Here is a 19,620-nt window from a genome sequence, read left to right on the forward strand (position 1 = left end):
TGTTTCGTTTTGTTGGCACATCAGCCTCCCTTATGACCCTTAAGGTGTCCCACCGCTTTTTGATTTATGCAGTCCATCGCCTGGTGACATCCATCTACACCAACGTTGGCACAGATGTCGCCGCTTCCGTCCAGTCGTCGACAATCCGCAGCGATGCACCAAGTCGATTGAACGTGCCTACCACGTCCTCGTAACCGCGCTCGATGTGTTCAATCCCGGTGATGGACGTCACGCCTTCCGCCATCATCGCCGCCAGCATGAGGCACGCTCCAGCGCGGACATCGGTCGCATGGACGCCTGCGCCAACCAACTTGCGGCCCCCGCGGATGAGAATACCCGATCCGAATTGCAGAATGTTGGCCCCCATTCGCTGCAACTGCGGAACATGGTTAAATCGATGATACACGGTGTCGACAATGACGCTTCGCCCCTTGGCCCGCAAGAGCGGCGCTGTCAATGGTTGCTGCAAATCGGTTGGAAATCCGGGATATGGCAAGGTTCGAACGCGTGTTGGCCGCAATTCCCCGTCCGAGAAGGCCGTGATCGATTGATCCGTCACTTCAAATGTCATGCCGATTTCCCTGAGTTTGGTCAAGCAATTGCCCAAGTGCTCCGGAATGACGCCGGACACCGTCACCGATCCCCCAACCGTCGCCGCCGCCAGCAGATATGTGCCCGCGATCAGCCGATCCGGTATGACAATGTGCTCGCAGCCGCTCAGGTACGATCGCCCGTCGATATGGATCACGTCCGTTCCAGCTCCGCGGATTCGAACGCCCATCTTGATGAGTAAGTTGGCGACATCGACGACTTCCGGATCGCGCGCCGCGTTGCGCAGCGTGGTCGTACCCTCCGCCCGCGACGCGGCGAGCATCAGATTGATGGTGCCGCCCATCGTGATCACGTCGAAATAGATATCAGCGCCGATCAGCCGATTCGCTTCGACAACGTAGTGATCTTCATGCAAATGCACCTTGGCCCCAAGCGCTTCCAGCCCTTTGAAGTGCTGTTCAATTGGACGTTGTCCAAAATTGTCGCCGCCTGGATACCCAATGGAAACACGCCCCAATTTGGCAAGCAGTGCGCCGACGAAGTAGTACCCTGCCCGATAGGACGAGGATTTTTCGGGATCGAACGCCGCTGTAAAAATAGGTCGAGGATCAATTCGATATTTCCCCCGCTGAAGTTGAGTAACTTCCACGCCGACCTCCTCGCACATGTCGAAGATGGTCGTCAAATCTTTCAAGCCGGGCACATTTCGGAGTGTAACCGTTTCGTCCGACAGGCACGATGCAGCAATCAGTGCTTGTACACTATTCTTCGAGCCCGGCACTTCGACCGTGCCGCACAACTCTGTAACAGGTTCTACAATCAAGGATCTCACACACACTACCGCCTCTATCGATTCATCCGAGAACAGACGCTATGCAATGTCAGTTGGACTCGTCCTGAGTTTACCATAGAGTTCCGCGTTTTCGGTGTGGTGTTGGATCCCGACCGAAGAAAAGATCTATATAGAATTGGCGCGGGGGGTGCGGGGCCGCTTGCCGCAAATAAGCGGCCCCGGGCCGTTTATTTGCGTTGAATCGTCGGATTCGCGCCGAATAAGCGGCCCACAGCCGCTTAAGTGGCCGAGATCGCTCCATTTGGGGACAGTAGAGGCAAATAAGCGGCCTTGGGTCGCCTATTTGCCTTCGATCACGCCACTTTGCCGAAATAAGCGGCCATGGATCGCCTATTTGCCCTCACGCCCCCGCCAGCCCCCACATCCTTCGCGGCGTGAAATTATGTGAAGAGGAACTGAACCATATCTCCGCCGCCAATACTGACCTGCACGGCCTGAGGTCGATGGGCGGAAGCAAATGTCGCGGTCAGAACGACGTTGTTGCCACTGGACGAAAATCGATAGGAGATACCTTGACTGGTATAGGATTTGCCGATCACGATGGACGGCGAAACCTTTACATTGACCAATGTCACGCTGAAAGTGCCATTTTGGATTCGAGGATTGCGGTACACACTCTGCATGTCTCCGTGCGTCATCAACAGCAAGATGCCGTTTTTCGCAACCTGCACACTTTCCAGCGTGATCGCGTTCTGCGAGCTGACCTGTCCACCTTCGGGTGTCGTGCGATTGGACGCCGCCGTGTTAGAAGTCTGATGCGAGGCGGCGTTCGTCGCATGGCTCGCACTTCCGGTCCCATTTCCGGTGCCGTTTCCGGACACCGAGCAACCGCTCACGATGGCGGTCGCCGCCAGAACCATACTTACGACGAGATACAGATGAGTCTGAACCCGAGTCATAAACGCAATCCCCCTTATTGATGATGTAGACGGTGCGGTTCCCCATCAGGTTACGCTCTATTTTTTGGAAATTCATTCATGTCCATGCACGGCTCTGCAACAAGGTCAAGCGATACGCTCCAAAGGACGAGCCCAAGAAAAAGGCCACTACGGATGCGGGTGTAGTGGCGAAAGTATAGAAAGGATTGGCTTCAAGCCCATTGTAGCGGCTCGCTTTGGTGCAAATGTGGAGCAGATATGGAGCGGATGTGGAATCCGAACCAAATCCCCTGCGTTCTGCGGCCATTTTCGCCCGAATCGAATGGACGATGTGTCGCTTCTCTCCATGCGGCGGTGGATGTTTGCTATGGGATCGGCAATGGGACCTTCTTCAACGTGCCGATCTTCGCGACATTTCTGCTCGGCATGTTTTGGAAGAGAGCGACTGGCTGGGGCGGTTTCTCCACCCTTGTCTCAGGAATCGCCTTCTCCTTTATCTTCTAGTTTCTGCTGCCAGTCCATTTCCTGACCGACAACGCGGAAAATTTCTGGAGAGCCATTTGATTCTGGATCGTGGCCACAGCCGTCGGCCTCTTGGTCAGCACGTTTACGAAGCCCAAATCGGACGACGAACTCCAAGGTATCGTCTTTGGTGTCGGAAGATATCGTGGACATCATCTTTTGGTAAGGGGTGACTCAAATGAATCGATCAGGCGGTGGAAACATGCTTGATTTCGGCGGCTCACCGGCATTTGTTGACATTCTACGAGCTCCTTCTGACGACCTACGGGGCCATCCCAGGCAATCACGCCCCATCCGTTTCATTCAATTTGGACCTTTGGTGGGGGTTGCTCGTCCTGGTCGCTGGAATCTTGTTTATCCTTGGCTCGCTGCGTCGCCCCCGGGAGCCTGAGGACGACGAAGACTAGACGACACACGGTTACCACGGTTACCGAATCAAGTTGCGAAGGCATGCGCACATCGCGGCGCTTGCCTTCGTCCCACGCGGTCCAAACTCTGAACGACGATGCCCAGTGATTTTACGATTTCACCCGTCGCCTCCACATGCTCAACATGCCGTTGCGACCCACGGCCCCGTCCGAGTCCACGGCTTGCTGCTTGTCCATCGTTATATGGTTGATGGTTGAGGACACCTCGGCCCCAATGAGCAAAATGATGCACACAACATAGATCCAAAACGTGAAGAGCATGACAAACGCGAACGATCCGTACATCAACGCATAGTTCCCAAGGTAATGGGTGTAGATCACAAACCCCCAACGGCTGGCGTAGATCAGAAGCGTCGCTGTCAACGCGCCAACGACAGGTGCCCAAGGCCTTTGCGGGGCACTCGGCAAAATGCGATAGCAGCAGTAACAAGTAACCCACAGCACAACCGGAAATGTGACGATCCCGAGCAGGTGAATGGACATCCATACATCGATCACATTCGTCGACAGAAAGCGCTGGAGAGACGCCGGATCCAACGCCGATATGACGGACGAAGCCACGGTCAGACTCAACAGAATGCCCATCATCACAAAACCAATGACGTACTGCAAAATGAAGGAACGACGTTTGCGCACTTCGTAAATGGTGTCCATGATTTGCTGCAGGTTCACAAATCCTCCAATGGAACCCCAAAGTAGCCCGAACGTTCCCACAATGCTGATATGCGCCCGATAGAGCGTCAAATGCTGAAGCGTCGTTCGCGCGAAATTTCCTCCAAACGGCAGAGCGGGAATATACGACTGTAGAATTCGTTGCAGAAACTGTGCAACCACTGCCTCTGGAACGACAAACGAAGCCACATATACGAGCAGGCAAAGCACTGGAAACAACGAAGAGAAACCGAAAAAGGCGATGATAGCCGCCAACGAACCTATGTTGTGCCGCATGGAGGATCGAAAAAGTGAGATGGCAAATTGTTTGATCATACCCATATGATTGCCAGATAACCAATGAAACAATCATTGGCGGCTTCCGCCAAACGGATGCCCATGACCTGCATGGGCATCCGCACGTTGTCAGACTAGCACGGGCATCCTGGGTCGATCACTTTGTGCTTCACCATCGGTTGCACATAGTGGCGAGGCACGTTGACGATAATCTTGCGCTGAACGTGGATGACGGGCTGCACAATCGGCACCTCGCGCGGCACATAGCAGTCATGGAAGACGTACTGTGGATCGCACACAATCGGTTTACATTGATTCGGCGCGGCGTGCACGACCGGATCCACCGCGTGATGCTTGTGATGTTTGGCTACATATGCTGTCGATTTCGGCGCAACATGACCCGGATCATAACCATGCACAAACGTCACAGATTTCTTCGAAGTGTATGGAGCTACCGGTGGATAGTACGTTGGACTCGACTCGTGTTCCATAGACGGCGATTCAAAGTCGGACGGAGATTCCGATCCATGCGAATACGAATAACCAGATTTCTTGTCGCTCATATGCAGGTGTTCGCCCCTTTCCTTTGATGGTTATAGGTATGAGCACCCATGAGCGTCTGCCCTAGTCATTTGACCATTTTCGCCGTCGGAGGTTGAATCGATTGTCGGCCGCGTTGGGGGGGACGAGGCGGTGCGGTTCACGCCGTATGCGATGCCAGAATGCGTTGATGGCTAGGAAATCCACCATTGGTCTTTGACTCTCGCTTCAAGGAACTCTTCCAAAGCCTGAGAAGTGATACGATACGGGATGCGTTTCTTCTTCTTGTAACGAATCATTTGTATCATATGATTGCCATACAGATATGCCTTAAATTCATAGGTCTTCTTGCCCTGTTTGATTTTCATCATAATTGGATACTTGTTCAACGAGGGAATCATACCGTATTCAAAGAGAAATTCGGCATTGTTGAACGCAATCACAAACCTGTCCCGCTCTCTTCCGCGAAGTTCCAAACCGTAGACGTTCACAGACGAGATTTCCGGATTATTCAGCTTGGGATGAAGGGCAAACGAATCGATCACTCTGTTTACCCATGCAGTCGGAGGACTTAGAAAAAAGGCCAGCAAAGGAACACAGACTGCAGAGACAAGGACAAGCCAATGTGGTATAGGCGGCAAAACCGTTCTCCCCCTCACCAACTCCGGTTTATCGATATTATACAACGCGTAGATTCCATGTTGCACACACCCACGCGAAGCCGGAATCAAGCCCGCGACTCGATGCTATGGCAAGAATTCCGGCTCTCCAATCAGTTCTGAATGGAACAGTGATCGAAGGTGCTGGATGTGGCGACGATCCGACAGCACCAAGAGGTGATCGTACGCTTGCAGCCGCGTCGCCCCTCTGGGAACGATGACATGGTTGTCACGGATAATCGCGTAGCACAAGGTGTTCTCCGGAAACTCAATCTCGACCATCTTCCGGTCGATGAAGTCCGAATTGCTCTGTATCTCGATAGGCGTCACAATCGCGTTTTCCCGCGCGATCGCGACTAATTCCAACAACCCTTCCGACGGCGATCGCTCAAATAAGTCCAGTCTGTGCGCCAACGGTTTGACTGTCCATCCTTGCACCAAGGTGGACGCGATGACTACAAAGAACACTGCGTCCAACATGGTGCTTGGCGTGTACCCGGGTGAAAGGATAGCCGTCAGGACCAACACAATCGGCACCGCGCCGCGAAACCCAGCCCAGGACATAAACTGTTTCTCCCGCCAATGAAAACCCATGCCGAGGGTCGACAGCCAGACGGCGGCGGGCCGGGCGATAAACAGTGCGCCTACTGCCAGTCCCAGCCCCGGCAAAACAATGGCAAACAGGCGCGACGGTGACATCTGCAGCCCGAGTACGACGAACATGATGATGTGCATCGTCCACGACAGCCCTTCGTGAAACCGCAGAATACTGTAGCGATGTTCGAGTCTGCGATTCCCCATCACCACCGACGCGACATACACCGAGAGGAAGCCGCTTCCGTGGAACAGTACCGCCGCGGCGTAAGACAATATCGCAAACGCCAAGGTCAAAGTCGGATACAATCCGCCGGTATCGAGCTTGATTCGTTGATTGGCGAGGGAACCGAGATAACCTGCGACAAGACCCACGGCAAGCCCTACCAGCATCTGAAGCGCAAAGGTTCCGACAATATACCAGGACGCGTGCCAAAACGATCCCATTCCATGTGTCGACCACTGAATCAAAACGATGGTCAAAAAGAACGCCATCGGATCATTGGTACCCGATTCCACTTCAAGGACATCGACCAATCGTCGTCGCAGAGGTTGACCTCCAAGAATCGAAAACACCGAAGCGGCGTCTGTGGAACTCACGGCAACGCCCAATAACGCGGAAGGAAAAAACGGAAGGTGCAGCAGGTAATGCACGAGACACGCCATGATGGCGGAACTGATGAGTACACCGAAGGTCGCCAGCGAAAGCGCAGGAAGCCAAACTTTCCGAATTCTCGAAACCGACGTATGTAAGCCGCCCTCAAACAAAATGAGTATCAAAGCGATATACCCGACAGATTGCGCGGCGGACAGTGGAACTTTGGGGCTGATTCCGATCCCGCCCGGACCGAGCAGCATGCCGATGGCGACGAATCCAATCAGAACAGGGAAACCGATCCGATTTCCCACTCGAGCCGACCAAACGCCAGCTAGCAGAATCACGGACAACAATAGGAGAAATGACTCCAACCGTCCTTCCCCCTTCTTTACGCGCAGCTTCCGTTGCACTATGTTCTTTTATTCTAGCATTGAGACAAATATTTGCGACAGCGTCGGGCCTTGTTTCGTCGTCTCCAGAGATATGCGATCTCGCAAAAATTTTTTTTGGATCGAGGTGACGAACCGATTGACTTGGCACGTCGCCGGAATACAATAAGAAATGTAGTTAGCACTCTCTAGTCTAGAGTGCTAATAAATTAAAGTTTTTGGAAGAAAGGAGTCTGACGAGGAAATGTGATGCGAAGTTGACTGCGGGTCTGAAATTGGTTGTATTCGCGGCACACACAATGGATCATTCAAGGGATGCTTGGAGGTGCTTGCTATGAAAACCCAATGGAAAATTGTGATCAATGCACTGATTGGAATTTGGTTCATTCTCACGCCTTGGGTACTCAATTTCTCGAGCGATACCGCAGCCCTGTGGACCAGTGTCGTGATTGGCGCAATTCAGACGTTGGCCTCGCTGGCAGTCTTTGCGCAAAAGCGATGGAACTCTGCGGCGCGCTTCGTATGGATTTCCTTTGTCACTGGACTGTGGTTCATCGTTCATCCTTTTGTCTTCCAGATGCAACAAAACAGCGGAGAACTGTGGAACTTCGTCATTCTTGGCGTGATCTCCGCCGTGCTCTCGTTCTGGTACGGCTGGGAAACCAGCACGGAATCGACCGACAGCAGACATGGTTCCGGTTCCCGTGCGCAAGCGGCAAAATAACAGTCGCATAAGATCATGAGACAACGATTGCTGATGATGGGTGCCCGACTTTCATGGTCGGGTGCCCGCTTTGCTTTTGCGGATGCACGTGAACACGAGGGATTCGTTGGCTCGGGTCACTCTAATCCCGCAAACGAGCCGAAGAACTCATAATGCCGTCTTTCGGCTGGCACGCCCCACTTTTTCAGCGCTTGATTGACCGCCTTCATAAACGGGATCGGACCACAAAAATAGAAATCAGCTTGGTTGTCGCCCACCACCTGTTCAATCCACTCTCCAGTGATGAAATCTGCCTGGTCAAAATTTTTCGCTTCCCGGTCCTCGATCTGGCGAGGAAGCATAGAACCTACGTTCCATGGCTCAATACGACGTTTCTGTTCGCCTCGTCATCATACACGATGAGGACGACCCATGAAACGACGCCACGATTCGCTCACGAAATGTTCGAGGATTTCACCGCGTACCTTGAATCACAGAACTACTCCCCTGCGACGGTGACTGCCTACCGTTCGGACTTCCGTCTGTTCCACAAGTTTCTCAAGGATCAAGACGTCTTGGAATTGACCGAAATCGATTCATCATTGATGCGCCTGTACCCTCGTTGGCTACATCGTTCAGGACTGAAGCGAACCAATTCAGCCCGGCGCATCAACTCCCTATGAGCATTCTTCAATGGCTGTGCGACGAAGAACTGATCGACAGTAACCCCATGAGCCGAATCAAAGTTCCACGACAGGACAAAAAACTACCGACGTACTTTCGACCTGACGAGCTGTCCCGATTTCTCAGCGCCCCCACTCTCAATCATCCGCTGGACAAGGCAGTAATTACCTGCTGGTCAATACAGGTCTGCGACGTCAAGAGGTTATCAACCTCACCTTGCAGGACATAGACCTCACGAGCCGTATTCTGAACGTGCGCCACGGTAAGGGGGCAAGGATCGCGTCATTCCGCTGAACGACATCGTCGTATCGGCGTTACTCGAATATCTCAAGGTACACCCCGATACAGACAGCGACGCGCTATTTATCGGGATGAGAAGTGCACGAGTACCAATCGGCGTTCAATACATGCACCGACTATTCCATCGCTGCCTCGATGAATCAGGCATTCGTCGTAGCGGTCTGACCCTTCACAAGTTACGCCATACTTTCGCGACACGGCTACTGGAACGGGGTGCCGATTTGCGGACATTGCAAGAGCTGCTTGGTCATGACGATTTGAACACGACCCAGATATACGCTCATGCAAGCCGAGAGCGCCTGACCGAGGCGGTGCGTCTGCTTGAGGAGGGCGAATGATATGTTCATCGTGACCTGCACGAATTGTGGCGCTACACGAGAATGGACGACTGGCGTTCTCGTCGGACAAGCACGAATCCAAGTGGCTGGGTTCAGCGTGTATGGACGATGTGGGCAGGTTGTCACCGAAGAGGAAGGCACCGTGCTGAGAGAGTTCGTTGTGCCGCTGGATGATGGCCAAATAGATGAGTGACGAAAGACATGTCACTCGGGATTCAATATCGTCGCGGGGTCTGTTGGTGAACGGGTGTTCGCCGCACTCGCTTCCGTCGCTGAAACCGCAACATCATCACCAGACATTATCCATTCAGCAGCACCAGCCGTCATTCCACCCCATCAACATAGACGTGCGACCTCAGGACCCACCGTGGACGAACTCAGACATTCGCAACGTCCAGTAATACCTCGAATTCTCTAAATGCGACAATGATCCTTCCGATCCGACGTGATCGTGGGGGCGTTTTTCTTGATTGGTGAAACATCAGTTGGCACAGTCGAGTAGACAGGTTATGTCCAGCGTGCTTATGGTACACTTGGGTTATTCAGGTAAAGGACAGTTCAAGTGAAGATGCAGCTTTGATTTAGAAAAAGGAGGTGAGAGACTAACCGAACATATGTCCGGGGAATCTTACGCGATGATTTTGAGGAAATCAAAACCGATGTTTTTGGGGAAATCAACCCGATTTTTTTGAGGAATTAAATCCGATGTTGACAGCTCACGACGTATCAAACGCAATAATCGCTCAATCATGCCCGATGTTGCCGCCACGCTTCAGATATTGGACAACCAAATTCTACTGGACCGTACCTTACCTTCTGACCTAGACAGCTTGCCTCGCGATCCCAGCCACCCCGTCTACATCGACGTACGAGGCGGCAGAAACCCAGCAACCAAAGGTAGAAACGCACGATTTCGGCTTGCTGTGTCGCCCGGTTGGCAGGCGGAATTTCGAATTCTGTGGGAAGCCTCTCTCATCAATCGCGAGACTATGGAGTCTGTGTGTCGCGACGCAGGGTTGCTTGTCGGTATCGCTGACGGTCGCATGATGGGCTTCGGTAGATTTGAGATTGTCTCATTTGAGTCGAGAGTGCCTAGGAAACGTCCACCACGGGACGTATGGAAAGAACTTCGATACATCGTCTGGAATCGCGATCAACAGCGATCGGACACAGCCAGCACGAAGCCGACGGACATCGGCGTTCCCATCCAGAACTCGAAGTGCTATAGTTTCATCGAGGCAAGACCGAACACGTCAAAAAGGTCGTAGATAGCAGACGTTCTATACTCGCTTCAGGCATAAATCTTCGACGAAGCCCGACACGACGCTGATTTAAGGGAATACTCCAAGTTATAAAATCGGGATTTTCCAGGAGATTCGCACCAGTCGAAATCAACAAGGACTGGGTCGCTTTAGATCCCCCCACCGTATGCCATTACAAAAACAACCCAAAAACCGCGCCTCCGCTGGGTTCTGCGCCCAACGAAAACGCGGTTCATACAAGGGTATGTAGCCGTCGAAGAAGCAAGCCTGTAAGCCGAGTTCTGTGCTCCTGTGCTGCAAACGGTATCGATGGACACGCGTACGCCCCTGTGATACCTCGCACGTTGGAGTAGCAATCATCTATCTAGGCTGACTGTTGCCAGCCAGCTCAAGCGACCAACCCGAGTGCGTGGCGGGCAACCACATCTGCACTCCTATCCGGTCTTGCTCCAGGTGGGGTTTACCTAGCCAGCCCGTCTCCGGGCTGCTGGTGCGCTCTTACCGCACCGTTGCATCCTTGCCTGTGTTCCGAAGAACCATCGGCGGTCTACATTTCTGTGGCACTATCCCTAAGATCGCTCTCGCCGGACGTTATCCGGCACCCTGCCCTGCGGAGCTCGGACTTTCCTCCCGTGCGGCCTTTCGGCACTGCACCGGCGATTGCCCAGCTTACTTCTTCGCGAGAAACATTACATAGTATACGCCGGACCGCGACCTTTGACAATTGGCCGCAGTATTTACCATTGCGCTCAACATCTGTCCATCACTCGAGTCGATCCGCACAGGATCGGCACGTCGGCGCCACGGCCGCAGCATCCGCCACAACCACACGCCGCCAACGCTGCCGCTCATGCCCTCGCCGCGGTCGGCTTACAGCCACCGCCACGGATCGGTCGATCCCGGCGCGGCCGCGACGTCCACGCTGTCGCCGAGGCGCTCCTGCAGCTTGGCGGCGATCACGTTGCATACGGGCTCCTCCATGGCTGCGTGCGGCACGTCGATCACGGCGATACCATCCTGCACCGCGTCCGCCACATCGTGGTGCGACGCGTCGGCGGTCACCATCGCGTGGGCGCCTTTGCGGCGTGCCGTGTCGATCCAGCCGCTGCCCGAACCGCCGAGCACTGCGGTGGTTTCGATCACGGCTGCGGGATCGCCGGCGTAGCGAATGTGCGGGAGGCCGAAGGCGGTGCGAGCGTGATCAGCGAATTCGCGCAGCGACATGGGCGACGGGAGTTTGCCGATCCGGCCGATGCCATACTGTTCGCCGGGCAACTGCAATGGGATGATGTCGTAGGCGATCTCTTCATAGGGATGAACTGCCCTCATCGCGGCGAGAACGCCTTGGAGCAACGGCTCTGGGACGACTGTTTCGAGGCGCGCCTCGGCGACATGCTCCAATTGGCCAGGCTTGCCGATAAACGGGTTCGTTCCCTGCGACGGGAGAAATGTTCCGCGGCCCGTCGTGGCGAATGTGCAGTGCGAATAGTTGCCGATGTGACCAGCGCCAGCGTTGCCGATGGCGTCGCGCAAAATGTCGACCTGGGCCAACGGCACGTAGACCACGAGTTTCAGAAGCGGTGTGGTATACGTGACATCGAGCGGCTCGACCTCGGACAGGGCGAGGCGTTGCGCGATCACGTCGTTCACGCCGCCGCGAGCGATGTCGAGGTTCGTGTGCGCGCTGTAGACCACCATCCCCTTGGCAATCAGTTTGGCGATGGCGCGGTGGCGGACCTGGCTGTAATCGATCCGTTGGAGCGGATGATAGAGCAGGGCGTGATGCGTGATCAACATGTCGACATCCGCGTCGACGGCGCGATCGACAATCTCCGGCGTCGCCTCGAGCGCGACCCAAACGCGGCGGACTGGCCTGGTCACGTCGCCGATTTGCAGTCCAATCTTATCGTTGGGCAACGCCAGATGAGGGGGAGCGAGATCGTCCATATAGCGGATGACGTCGACTGCGCGTAACACTTCACTCATATTCGACTTCTCCTTTCCCGAGCCAAGCGCTGAGAATCGCAATGTCACGTTCGAGCGACTGGCGGCGATTCGCGGAGGCCGGACGATCACTCTGCCGCAAAGCCCCGACAATCCTGCTCAGGGATTCCACCTCTCGCGCAACCCTCCGCCGCATGAGCGGTGTCGGGTTGGCCAACAGCGTGGGACCATAGACGAATTGCAGACGCCGACATTCGCTCACGCTCATGGCCGCGTCCAATGCCGTCAAGAAGGGCGCAGTCTCCGCGTAAATGCGATCCTTGCCGTCTCCTGGCTCGACCGCAATCACTTCGTACAGCTTGTCCTCTTCGGCCACGGTCGCTTCGTGGATAATGTGAAAATCGAGATCGTACAACGCTTCCCGCAGCACGTGGCCAGCGTTCATCGGTTGAAACACGAGCCGCCGCGCACTCCTTGCGATATCGATGGACTGTGTGACCATTTGCATGTGGACGTGTCCGCCGATCCCGGCGGATACGATAACGTCTGCTTCTCCATATTGGAGCGTGCGCAGGCCGTCGCCGAGCCGAAGGTCAATCTGGCCGATCAATCCGTACGCGTTGACGTTGTCGGCCGCGCGGGCTAACGGACCTTCGTTGATATCCGATGCGATGGCGCGGGCCGCGAGTTTGGATGTGACGGCATAGATTGGCAAAAGCGCGTGGTCTGTGCCGAGATCGGCCAAGGTGTCGCAGGGAAGCGCGAAATCGGCGATTTGTTGCATTCGGTTGGACAGCGATAGTTCAGGCATAATTCCACTCTTTCGTTGACTAAGCGTTCCAGAACGGGGCTTCCCGCCCCTTTAAAGTATATTGAATATGCGCAAAAACCTCACGCCTTGCGGCCTTAAATTCTCGTCGGGTCGAATAGGCCGCGCAGCCGCTCACCCGCATGCCAAGCGTCTGCGCGACGGCCAGCGCCCGGGGCAAGTGGTAATCCGATGTGATGATGACGGCTGTTCCGTATCCAAAGCGCTTCATTAAAACGTGACTGTTTTTCAAATTTTCCCACGTGTTGGTGGACCAGTCGTCTTCGTGTACGTGTTCGGGAGGCACGCCGTTCAACATCAAAAAACGCTTCATGGACGACGATTCGGACACACTTTCGTCAACCCCGCGTCCACCACTCACGATAAAAGCTCGTATGATGCCGAGTCGATACAGATGCAATCCCACTTTCAATCGTGCCAGCAGCGGGCGACTCGGATTGTAGCCGTCTGTATAGGCGCCAAGAACGATACCGACGTCGCTTGGTATGGGGCGTTCTCTTCGGCCGTCGATGCGCAGTCGTTGCGCAAAACGGCGAACAAACATGGATGTTCCCATGCATGTGACAATCACAGCGATGATCAGTACGACTATCCATTTCAGCAAAGTCTGGTCACCCACCCTTGATGGGTACGTCTGAAGGAGCACCCCACTTAACGATACGCACTGATTTACCGTGGTAGACCGAAGTAGGTTTCGGGCCGAGATAAAGAAAAAGGGCCATCAGCGACAGCCTCCAACGGCTTGCGGACAGCCCTTATGATACGGCGACACAACAAAGCAAGAGCGCTTATTCCAAGAAATCTTTCAGCCGCTTGCTTCGGCTCGGATGTCTGAGTTTGCGCAAGGCCTTTGCTTCAATTTGCCGGATGCGCTCGCGCGTCACTCCGAAAACCTTTCCAACCTCTTCAAGCGTTCGCGTACGTCCGTCGTCGAGCCCAAAACGCAATCTCAATACATTCTCCTCGCGCTCGGTCAACGTGTCGAGAACGTCCTCCAACTGCTCTTTCAACAACTCGTACGCTGCTGCGTCAGCCGGAGCCGGAGCCTCGTCGTCCGGAATGAAATCGCCGAGGTGCGAATCATCCTCTTCGCCGATAGGCGTCTCCAACGAGACAGGCTCCTGCGCAATCTTCTGGATCTCACGCACTTTGTCTGGCGTCAAATCCATCTCTTCCGCAATCTCCTCGGCGGTCGGTTCGCGTCCGAGTTCCTGCAGCAATTGACGGGAAACCCGGATCAATTTGTTGATGGTTTCCACCATGTGAACCGGAATGCGGATGGTTCGCGCCTGATCCGCAATGGCCCGAGTAATCGCCTGGCGGATCCACCAGGTCGCGTAGGTGCTGAATTTATATCCTTTGCGGTAATCAAACTTCTCGACCGCTTTAATCAGACCCAGATTGCCCTCTTGAATGAGATCGAGGAACAGCATACCGCGTCCGACATAACGCTTCGCGATGCTCACGACAAGTCGCAGATTCGCTTCCGCCAATCTCCGTTTTGCTTCCTCGTCGCCAGCTTCAATTCGCTTCGCGAGTTCAATCTCGTCCTGTGCGGAGAGAAGGGGAACGCGCCCAATCTCCTTGAGATACATGCGAACCGGATCGGAAATCTTCACACCCGGCGGCATCGACAAATCGTTCAAGTCGTATTCTTCGTCGCCGGAATCGTCGGATCGGCTCGGTTCCTCGTCGCGTTCGTTGACCACATCGATGCCCTGTTCGGCAAGCTGTTCGAAGAAATCGTCCAACGCGTCGGTGTCTTGATCAAATGGCGCCAATCGATCCGTTATCTCTTCGTATGTCAAGGAGCCCTGCTTCTTGCCCATATCGATTAATTGTTGTTTCGCTGTTTGAAGGGTTAAACCTTGGTCATCCTCGCGGATTTCATCTTTCGCCTTCGTCATAACGATCCCCGCCTCCTTTACCCCAAGGGTCATTCCGTTTGGTAAGCCCGGGGTTGCTTCAACGTTGCAATCTGGTCCTGAACTTGCTCCACTTGCAACTTTATCTGTCTAAACGCACCCTCGTCGCCCATCGCCTCTGCCTCGATCCACTGCCGAAGAAGTTGCCTGTGCAACATCTCGAGCTGCTGCAATTCCAGCGCACGCATATAGTCGTCGAGCAATGCCGGAGTAAACTCAGGCACCTCATGAAAAAAGAGTGACGACGCCAAATGCGCGAGCGACTCGTCGTCTAGTTGGTCGACAAAAGCCGACGGCGATCCCTCCGGATTCGCCATCCGCCAGGCATACAGATTGGATAGCAGGGCTGTCTGCAAAGGTTCTGCGAGCTCCGTTAAACCTCGTTCCATCAGATACGTCGCAGCCTCCGCGTCAAATAAAACAGCTTGCAGCAAACTGATGCTCGCCTTTTGATCCGCACGCATCAACGTCTGAGATTCTCGCTCCACCCGGCGAACGGACTTGTCTGCAAACCGTCGAGTAGATTGTTTCGAGAAAGCTCGAAGTTCTTCCTTCAATGTTTCGACAGACAAATTAAATTCCTGTGACAAATTTCTTAACTCGTATTCCTGTTCGACAGGCGTCGCTCTCGCGGCCAGTATCTGCAACGCTCGACGCACAAACTCCGTGCGACCGACCGAACTGACCAACTGCGCGCCTTGCCGCAAATCTTCGAGCAGAAACTGCACGACGGACAGCGTCTGTCTGCTCAGCAACCGCTCAAAAGCTTCCGCTCCATGGGCCCTGACATATTCGTCCGGGTCTTTCCCGTCGGGAATTCGTAAAACCAGTGGTTCGATGCCGGCCTCCAAAAGAATGTCGATGGCCCGAACGGTGGCCTTTCGTCCGGCTTCATCGCCATCATACGATATGATCACTCTGTCACAGTCGGTCTTCAGCAGGTGCGCCTGCTCCTCGGTGAGTGACGTTCCTAAAGTCGCTACGCCGTTCTCCACGCCCGCTTGATGAAGCGATATCACGTCCATGTAGCCCTCCAGCAGCAAAGCCGACTTCTGCTGCCGAATGAGCTTGCGAGCGCGATGGTAGTTATACAACAATCGACTCTTGTGGAAGAGCTCGTACTCGGGCGAATTCAGGTACTTCGGCTTGGCGTTGGCATCCATCGTGCGCCCGCCAAAGGCGATGACCTGCCCTTTTCGATCCATGATGGGAATCATCACGCGTCCACGGAAGCGATCGATCACGTCGTTTCCGATTTCCACGGCCAATCCGCACTCAAGCAACTCCGATTCCGCAAACCCCTTGCGCTTCAAAAACTGCACAAGCATGTTCGACGACTTCGGAGCATATCCCAAGCGGTAATCAACCATGGTCGAGCGCGAAATTCCCCGACTCTGCAGATAATTCAGGGCTTGCACACCAGCGTCGGTATTCATTAAAATATGGTTGAACACCTTAGCCGCCAGTTCATGCGCTTCTCGAAATCGATCCAGTTTCGGATTAGGGCCGGCCTGTGCGGAAGAATGGACTTCACCAGGCACAGGTATCCCTTGTCGTTCCGCAAGGAGAACAACGGCATCCACAAACGATATGCCTTCGATGTCCATGACAAAACGAAATACCGTTCCCCCAGCGCCACATCCGAAGCAATGGAACATCTGTCGTTCAGGAGACACGGAAAATGAGGGTGTGCGTTCATTGTGAAACGGACACAGTCCCGTAAACGCACGGCCGCTCTTCCTCAGCTGAACATAGTCGCTAATCACTTCCACAATGTCGACCTGTTGGCGCAATGACTCTAGGAATGACTCGGGTACTTTACCCATGGTAACCTCACCTCACGGTGCGCACTAGGATTGCAGTACATCGAATCGATCCTTGCCTTAGGGTCTATATACTGTTATTCTACAAAGAAAGACACTTTCCTCCCGTCTGATAAAAGTTTGTCCGGTTTTCTCCGCAGTCCAATATCAGGTTGCTGTGGAAACATACATCCGGTACGAGTCAAGACAAAACTTAGTATCGACGCATCTAGTCAAATTTATCCTCTTCAATGTCCCGCAATCCAGTGTATGGTTTGACAAATCCACTTATGTGTGAATCGTGATTAACTGCTTACCTGCATGCTTACCTTGAGGGATTTTCGTTATCCGCATCGAATACGCGGGCGATCTCGTCAAGCACCGCACGCGATTTCAAGTATAACCCAGCGAATTCCGTTAGTTGATAGAAGAGAATTCGATCCATGGCTTTCTTCGTCTGCACGGAAATTGCCACCTGCCCGAGCTGCTCAAAATTGGTGCGCTCCAAGACGGCCAGAATGGCTCCGCAGCGATCAGGCACTTGAAATGTATACGAAGCTTCTTGGGGAGAAAAACAACCGGAGCAAAGCAACCCGCCTTCGCGGATATGGTAACGGACAATCGGTGAGAGATCCCTGCCGCAGCGAACGCACTCGGTCCACGTCGGACTGACGCCAAGCCAGCGGCACACTTTGGTTTCAAACATTCTTGCGAGGATGGACGTATCGTGCTGACCAGCTTCCAGTTGATCCAGCAACGCGGCGAATTGGCGGAAGGCCGACGCGGGCGCGTTCGGCCGTTCCGGCACCGCGTGGGATACGAGTTCACAAAAGTAGGCGGCATAGGCGGCCGCCTCCAAGTCCTCGTGAAGGCGGCGGCGACTTGCCGTACGTTCAACTTGTTGAACCGTTCCCATCCCCTTGCCTTGATAAAGAAAATAAGTTCCTTGCGCACAGACTTGAGCTCCGGCAGATAGACGACTTTGCGGCTTCATTGCCCCCTTTGCCATCGCGCTGGTCAGACCAAGCGGTGTCAGAAGGGTCAGTATCGCGTTCGATTCCCCGTATCGAACCGTTTTGACGACGATCGCTTCGGTGTTGTAGAGCACCGTCTCCCAACTCCATTCAACCAGCCGCGTCACGATGGAGGCAACTCGGATTCATCCACATAACCGACATCTGCAGCGAGACCTTCCTCATTGGTTTCGGAGTCCGTTTGCTCAAAAGCACGATAAAGTAGATATGCGTCAATGTCGCCGGTGAGCTCGAACATTTGCCACGTGATGTCACGCAACGGGATCGTCTCCTTTCAAGCTCTCTTGGCTACATTCCCGTACGGGCTTAGTTTTCCGCACCCGCGGCACCCTATACCTGCTTTCGTCTCGTCCTTGGCTCAGGATTCCTCGTGAAATCCGAACTGGCGCAAGAGCGACGGACGATTCCGCCAGTCTCGTTTCACCTTGACCCACAACTCCAGATACATCCGATTGCCAAGCAGCGCCTCCAACTCTCGCCGCGCCAACTCGCCGACGCGCTTCAACATCTGTCCCTGCTTGCCAATCAGAATGCCTTTCTGGCTGTCGCGCTCCGTATAGATGGTCGCATTGACGTACACGGTGTCGGATGCTCGACGTTCCATACTCTCGATCTCGACCATAACCGAATGAGGAATCTCCTCGTGCGTAAACTGAAGAACTTTCTCGCGAATGATCTCGGAAATGATGAAGCTCTCGGGATAATCGGTCACCATGTCATCCGGATAGTACTTGGGTCCGTCCGGCAGCCGTTCTTCGATCAAGGCGGCCAACAGATCCGTTTGATCTTCGCGAAGCGCCGAGATCGGTATGTAGTCGTCAAACTCATACAGCTTTTGGTATGACGCGATCCGTTCGAGCAACCGCTCCTTCTCGACGGCGTCCACCTTGTTGATCACAAGGAATACAGGTGTTCTGACCGATTCCAAGTGCTTGATGATCTGGCGTTCCGTTTCATGGCTAGGCGCGGTGGCGTCGACAACCAGCAGAATCAAGTCGACTTCGCTGAGCGTTTGCATCGCCACGTCGACCATATATTCGCCAAGCCTGTGGTGGGGCGTATGAATTCCTGGCGTATCGATGAAGATGGTTTGCGCCTCTGATGTCGTTCGAACGCCACGAATACGATTTCGCGTCGTTTGCGGCCGATTGGACATGATGGCGATCTTCTGGCCGATCATCGCATTCAACAACGTCGACTTGCCGACGTTTGGCCGTCCGATGATGGCCACAAATCCAGATTTAAAACTCATGTGTATCCTCCATTCGCCTGCGCTTGATGACCGTCTCGGCGCGGTACGGCCAACAGCGAAATGTCCAGATGACGGCAAGTGCCGCGAGAACCATCACAGCACCGGGCATGTGACGTCTGGACAGAAGCCAGAAGTGCCACGGCCAAACCTGCGTTAACAGCCAGCAGGCGACACACAGGGCCCCAATTGAAATCATGGTGACGGCGCCGGACGCGACATCCTTGGCGGCGCCAGCGACGACGTGATAGCGCCAATTGGAGGCCACATCGACCGTCAACTCGATGGCCGTGTTGAACAACTCGGCCGCGAAGACACACATCGAGACAAAGAGCGTCACGGTGACTTCCGTCAGCGTCGGCCGCAAAACCAATTCGACAATCGCCAACGCGGTGAACAGCCAGACGTCACGCTTTAAGTTGGTCTCCGTGTGAAACGCATAGACGATGCCTTTTGCACTATACGACACTGCCGCCCGAAAAGGTTCTTCCGCCTGTTGCTCGATCTTCGGTTCATCCACATTCACGTGCGTCGCCCCACTTACATCGCCGACCGTCCGTTGGCTGTTGGCGCCTTTGGTGAACGCCTC

General features: G+C 54.3%; 21 protein-coding genes, 1 other RNA gene and 1 pseudogene. 6 read left to right on the forward strand and 17 right to left on the reverse strand.

From position 1 onward, the window contains the following. Window positions 1-94: 94 nt before the first annotated feature. The gene (gene murA, locus AAC01S_RS10910) at window positions 95-1,384 is read right to left on the reverse strand and encodes a UDP-N-acetylglucosamine 1-carboxyvinyltransferase (protein WP_067621933.1); all 1,290 of its coding nucleotides are present in this window, start codon (window positions 1,382-1,384) and stop codon (window positions 95-97) included. 401 nt (window positions 1,385-1,785) lie between these two features. After that, window positions 1,786-2,304: a hypothetical protein gene (locus tag AAC01S_RS10915; protein WP_067621936.1), complete on the reverse strand. Its 519-nt coding sequence runs from the start codon at window positions 2,302-2,304 to the stop codon at window positions 1,786-1,788. Window positions 2,305-2,541: 237 nt separating this feature from the next. Between AAC01S_RS10915 and AAC01S_RS10920 the strand changes: the two genes are divergently transcribed. Beyond that, window positions 2,542-2,787, forward strand: coding sequence for a hypothetical protein (locus AAC01S_RS10920; protein ID WP_067621939.1), 246 nt, complete (start codon window positions 2,542-2,544; stop codon window positions 2,785-2,787). Window positions 2,788-3,011: 224 nt separating this feature from the next. Then, window positions 3,012-3,212, forward strand: a complete 201-nt coding sequence (locus AAC01S_RS10925; RefSeq protein ID WP_067621942.1) for a hypothetical protein — start codon at window positions 3,012-3,014, stop codon at window positions 3,210-3,212. Window positions 3,213-3,323: 111 nt separating this feature from the next. Here the strand turns inward: AAC01S_RS10925 and AAC01S_RS10930 are convergent, their stop codons facing one another. From AAC01S_RS10930 to AAC01S_RS10945, 4 genes are all read right to left on the reverse strand, one after another. Continuing rightward, window positions 3,324-4,220, reverse strand: coding sequence for a YihY/virulence factor BrkB family protein (locus tag AAC01S_RS10930; protein ID WP_169794036.1), 897 nt, complete (start codon window positions 4,218-4,220; stop codon window positions 3,324-3,326). A 95-nt stretch (window positions 4,221-4,315) separates the two neighbouring features. Beyond that, on the reverse strand, window positions 4,316-4,744 hold the full coding sequence (locus AAC01S_RS19925) for a hypothetical protein (protein ID WP_245630181.1): 429 nt from the start codon (window positions 4,742-4,744) through the stop codon (window positions 4,316-4,318). A gap of 171 nt (window positions 4,745-4,915) precedes the next feature. Next, entirely contained in the window at window positions 4,916-5,428 is a 513-nt protein-coding gene (locus AAC01S_RS10940) for a YfmQ family protein (protein ID WP_306307180.1), read from the reverse strand. Between the two features lie 39 nt (window positions 5,429-5,467). Then, the gene (locus AAC01S_RS10945) at window positions 5,468-6,943 is read right to left on the reverse strand and encodes a potassium/proton antiporter (RefSeq protein ID WP_067621950.1); all 1,476 of its coding nucleotides are present in this window, start codon (window positions 6,941-6,943) and stop codon (window positions 5,468-5,470) included. Window positions 6,944-7,295: 352 nt separating this feature from the next. On the opposite strand from AAC01S_RS10945, the gene AAC01S_RS10950 reads away from it, so the two are divergent. Beyond that, window positions 7,296-7,685 carry an SPW repeat protein gene (locus AAC01S_RS10950; protein ID WP_067621953.1) on the forward strand — a complete coding sequence of 130 codons (390 nt, stop codon included), beginning with the start codon at window positions 7,296-7,298 and terminating at the stop codon, window positions 7,683-7,685. Between the two features lie 116 nt (window positions 7,686-7,801). Here AAC01S_RS10950 and AAC01S_RS19930 read toward each other — a convergent pair whose 3' ends face one another. After that, window positions 7,802-8,026 carry a hypothetical protein gene (locus tag AAC01S_RS19930; protein WP_245630182.1) on the reverse strand — a complete coding sequence of 75 codons (225 nt, stop codon included), beginning with the start codon at window positions 8,024-8,026 and terminating at the stop codon, window positions 7,802-7,804. A 99-nt stretch (window positions 8,027-8,125) separates the two neighbouring features. Here AAC01S_RS19930 and AAC01S_RS20235 point away from each other — a divergent pair, with 99 nt between their 5' ends. The 3 genes and pseudogenes from AAC01S_RS20235 to AAC01S_RS10960 all read left to right on the forward strand — a co-directional run bounded on the left by AAC01S_RS20235 (window position 8,126) and on the right by AAC01S_RS10960 (window position 9,179). After that, window positions 8,126-8,347 (forward strand): site-specific integrase, encoded by a 222-nt coding sequence (locus tag AAC01S_RS20235; protein ID WP_370670822.1) that lies wholly within the window; start codon window positions 8,126-8,128, stop codon window positions 8,345-8,347. Between the two features lie 172 nt (window positions 8,348-8,519). Beyond that, window positions 8,520-8,986, forward strand: a pseudogene (locus AAC01S_RS20240) (tyrosine-type recombinase/integrase). A 1-nt stretch (window position 8,987) separates the two neighbouring features. After that, window positions 8,988-9,179, forward strand: a complete 192-nt coding sequence (locus AAC01S_RS10960; protein ID WP_067621958.1) for a hypothetical protein — start codon at window positions 8,988-8,990, stop codon at window positions 9,177-9,179. A gap of 1,323 nt (window positions 9,180-10,502) precedes the next feature. On the opposite strand, the gene rnpB is transcribed toward AAC01S_RS10960, so the two are convergent. The 10 genes from rnpB to AAC01S_RS11010 form a co-directional block, all read right to left on the reverse strand. Beyond that, window positions 10,503-10,924, reverse strand: an RNA gene (gene rnpB, locus AAC01S_RS10970) — RNase P RNA component class A. Window positions 10,925-11,118: 194 nt separating this feature from the next. Further along, window positions 11,119-12,234: a Nif3-like dinuclear metal center hexameric protein gene (locus AAC01S_RS10975; RefSeq protein ID WP_067621964.1), complete on the reverse strand. Its 1,116-nt coding sequence runs from the start codon at window positions 12,232-12,234 to the stop codon at window positions 11,119-11,121. Next, window positions 12,227-13,003, reverse strand: coding sequence for a tRNA (adenine(22)-N(1))-methyltransferase (locus AAC01S_RS10980; RefSeq protein WP_067621967.1), 777 nt, complete (start codon window positions 13,001-13,003; stop codon window positions 12,227-12,229). Before AAC01S_RS10980 ends, AAC01S_RS10975 begins: the two co-directional genes overlap by 8 nt. 19 nt (window positions 13,004-13,022) lie before the next feature. Further along, on the reverse strand, window positions 13,023-13,625 hold the full coding sequence (locus AAC01S_RS10985; RefSeq protein WP_245630183.1) for a YdcF family protein: 603 nt from the start codon (window positions 13,623-13,625) through the stop codon (window positions 13,023-13,025). Between the two features lie 184 nt (window positions 13,626-13,809). Then, on the reverse strand, window positions 13,810-14,928 hold the full coding sequence (rpoD, locus tag AAC01S_RS10990; protein ID WP_067621970.1) for an RNA polymerase sigma factor RpoD: 1,119 nt from the start codon (window positions 14,926-14,928) through the stop codon (window positions 13,810-13,812). A gap of 29 nt (window positions 14,929-14,957) precedes the next feature. Continuing rightward, on the reverse strand, window positions 14,958-16,772 hold the full coding sequence (gene dnaG, locus AAC01S_RS10995; protein ID WP_083511717.1) for a DNA primase: 1,815 nt from the start codon (window positions 16,770-16,772) through the stop codon (window positions 14,958-14,960). A 301-nt stretch (window positions 16,773-17,073) separates the two neighbouring features. Further along, window positions 17,074-17,889 (reverse strand): DNA repair protein RecO, encoded by an 816-nt coding sequence (gene recO, locus AAC01S_RS11000; RefSeq protein WP_245630184.1) that lies wholly within the window; start codon window positions 17,887-17,889, stop codon window positions 17,074-17,076. Then, window positions 17,886-18,041: a YqzL family protein gene (locus AAC01S_RS18830; protein WP_083511718.1), complete on the reverse strand. Its 156-nt coding sequence runs from the start codon at window positions 18,039-18,041 to the stop codon at window positions 17,886-17,888. The genes recO and AAC01S_RS18830 overlap by 4 nt, the downstream gene beginning before the upstream one ends. A 99-nt stretch (window positions 18,042-18,140) precedes the next feature. Next, a complete protein-coding gene (gene era, locus AAC01S_RS11005) occupies window positions 18,141-19,034 on the reverse strand; it encodes a GTPase Era (RefSeq protein ID WP_067621973.1) in 894 nt (297 codons plus the stop codon). Continuing rightward, window positions 19,024-19,557 carry a diacylglycerol kinase gene (locus AAC01S_RS11010; protein ID WP_067621976.1) on the reverse strand — a complete coding sequence of 178 codons (534 nt, stop codon included), beginning with the start codon at window positions 19,555-19,557 and terminating at the stop codon, window positions 19,024-19,026. The genes era and AAC01S_RS11010 overlap by 11 nt, the downstream gene beginning before the upstream one ends. Between the last annotated feature and the right edge of the window lie 63 nt (window positions 19,558-19,620).

It is taken from the genome of Alicyclobacillus acidiphilus NBRC 100859, assembly GCF_001544355.1.
Taxonomy (GTDB): domain Bacteria; phylum Bacillota; class Bacilli; order Alicyclobacillales; family Alicyclobacillaceae; genus Alicyclobacillus; species Alicyclobacillus acidiphilus.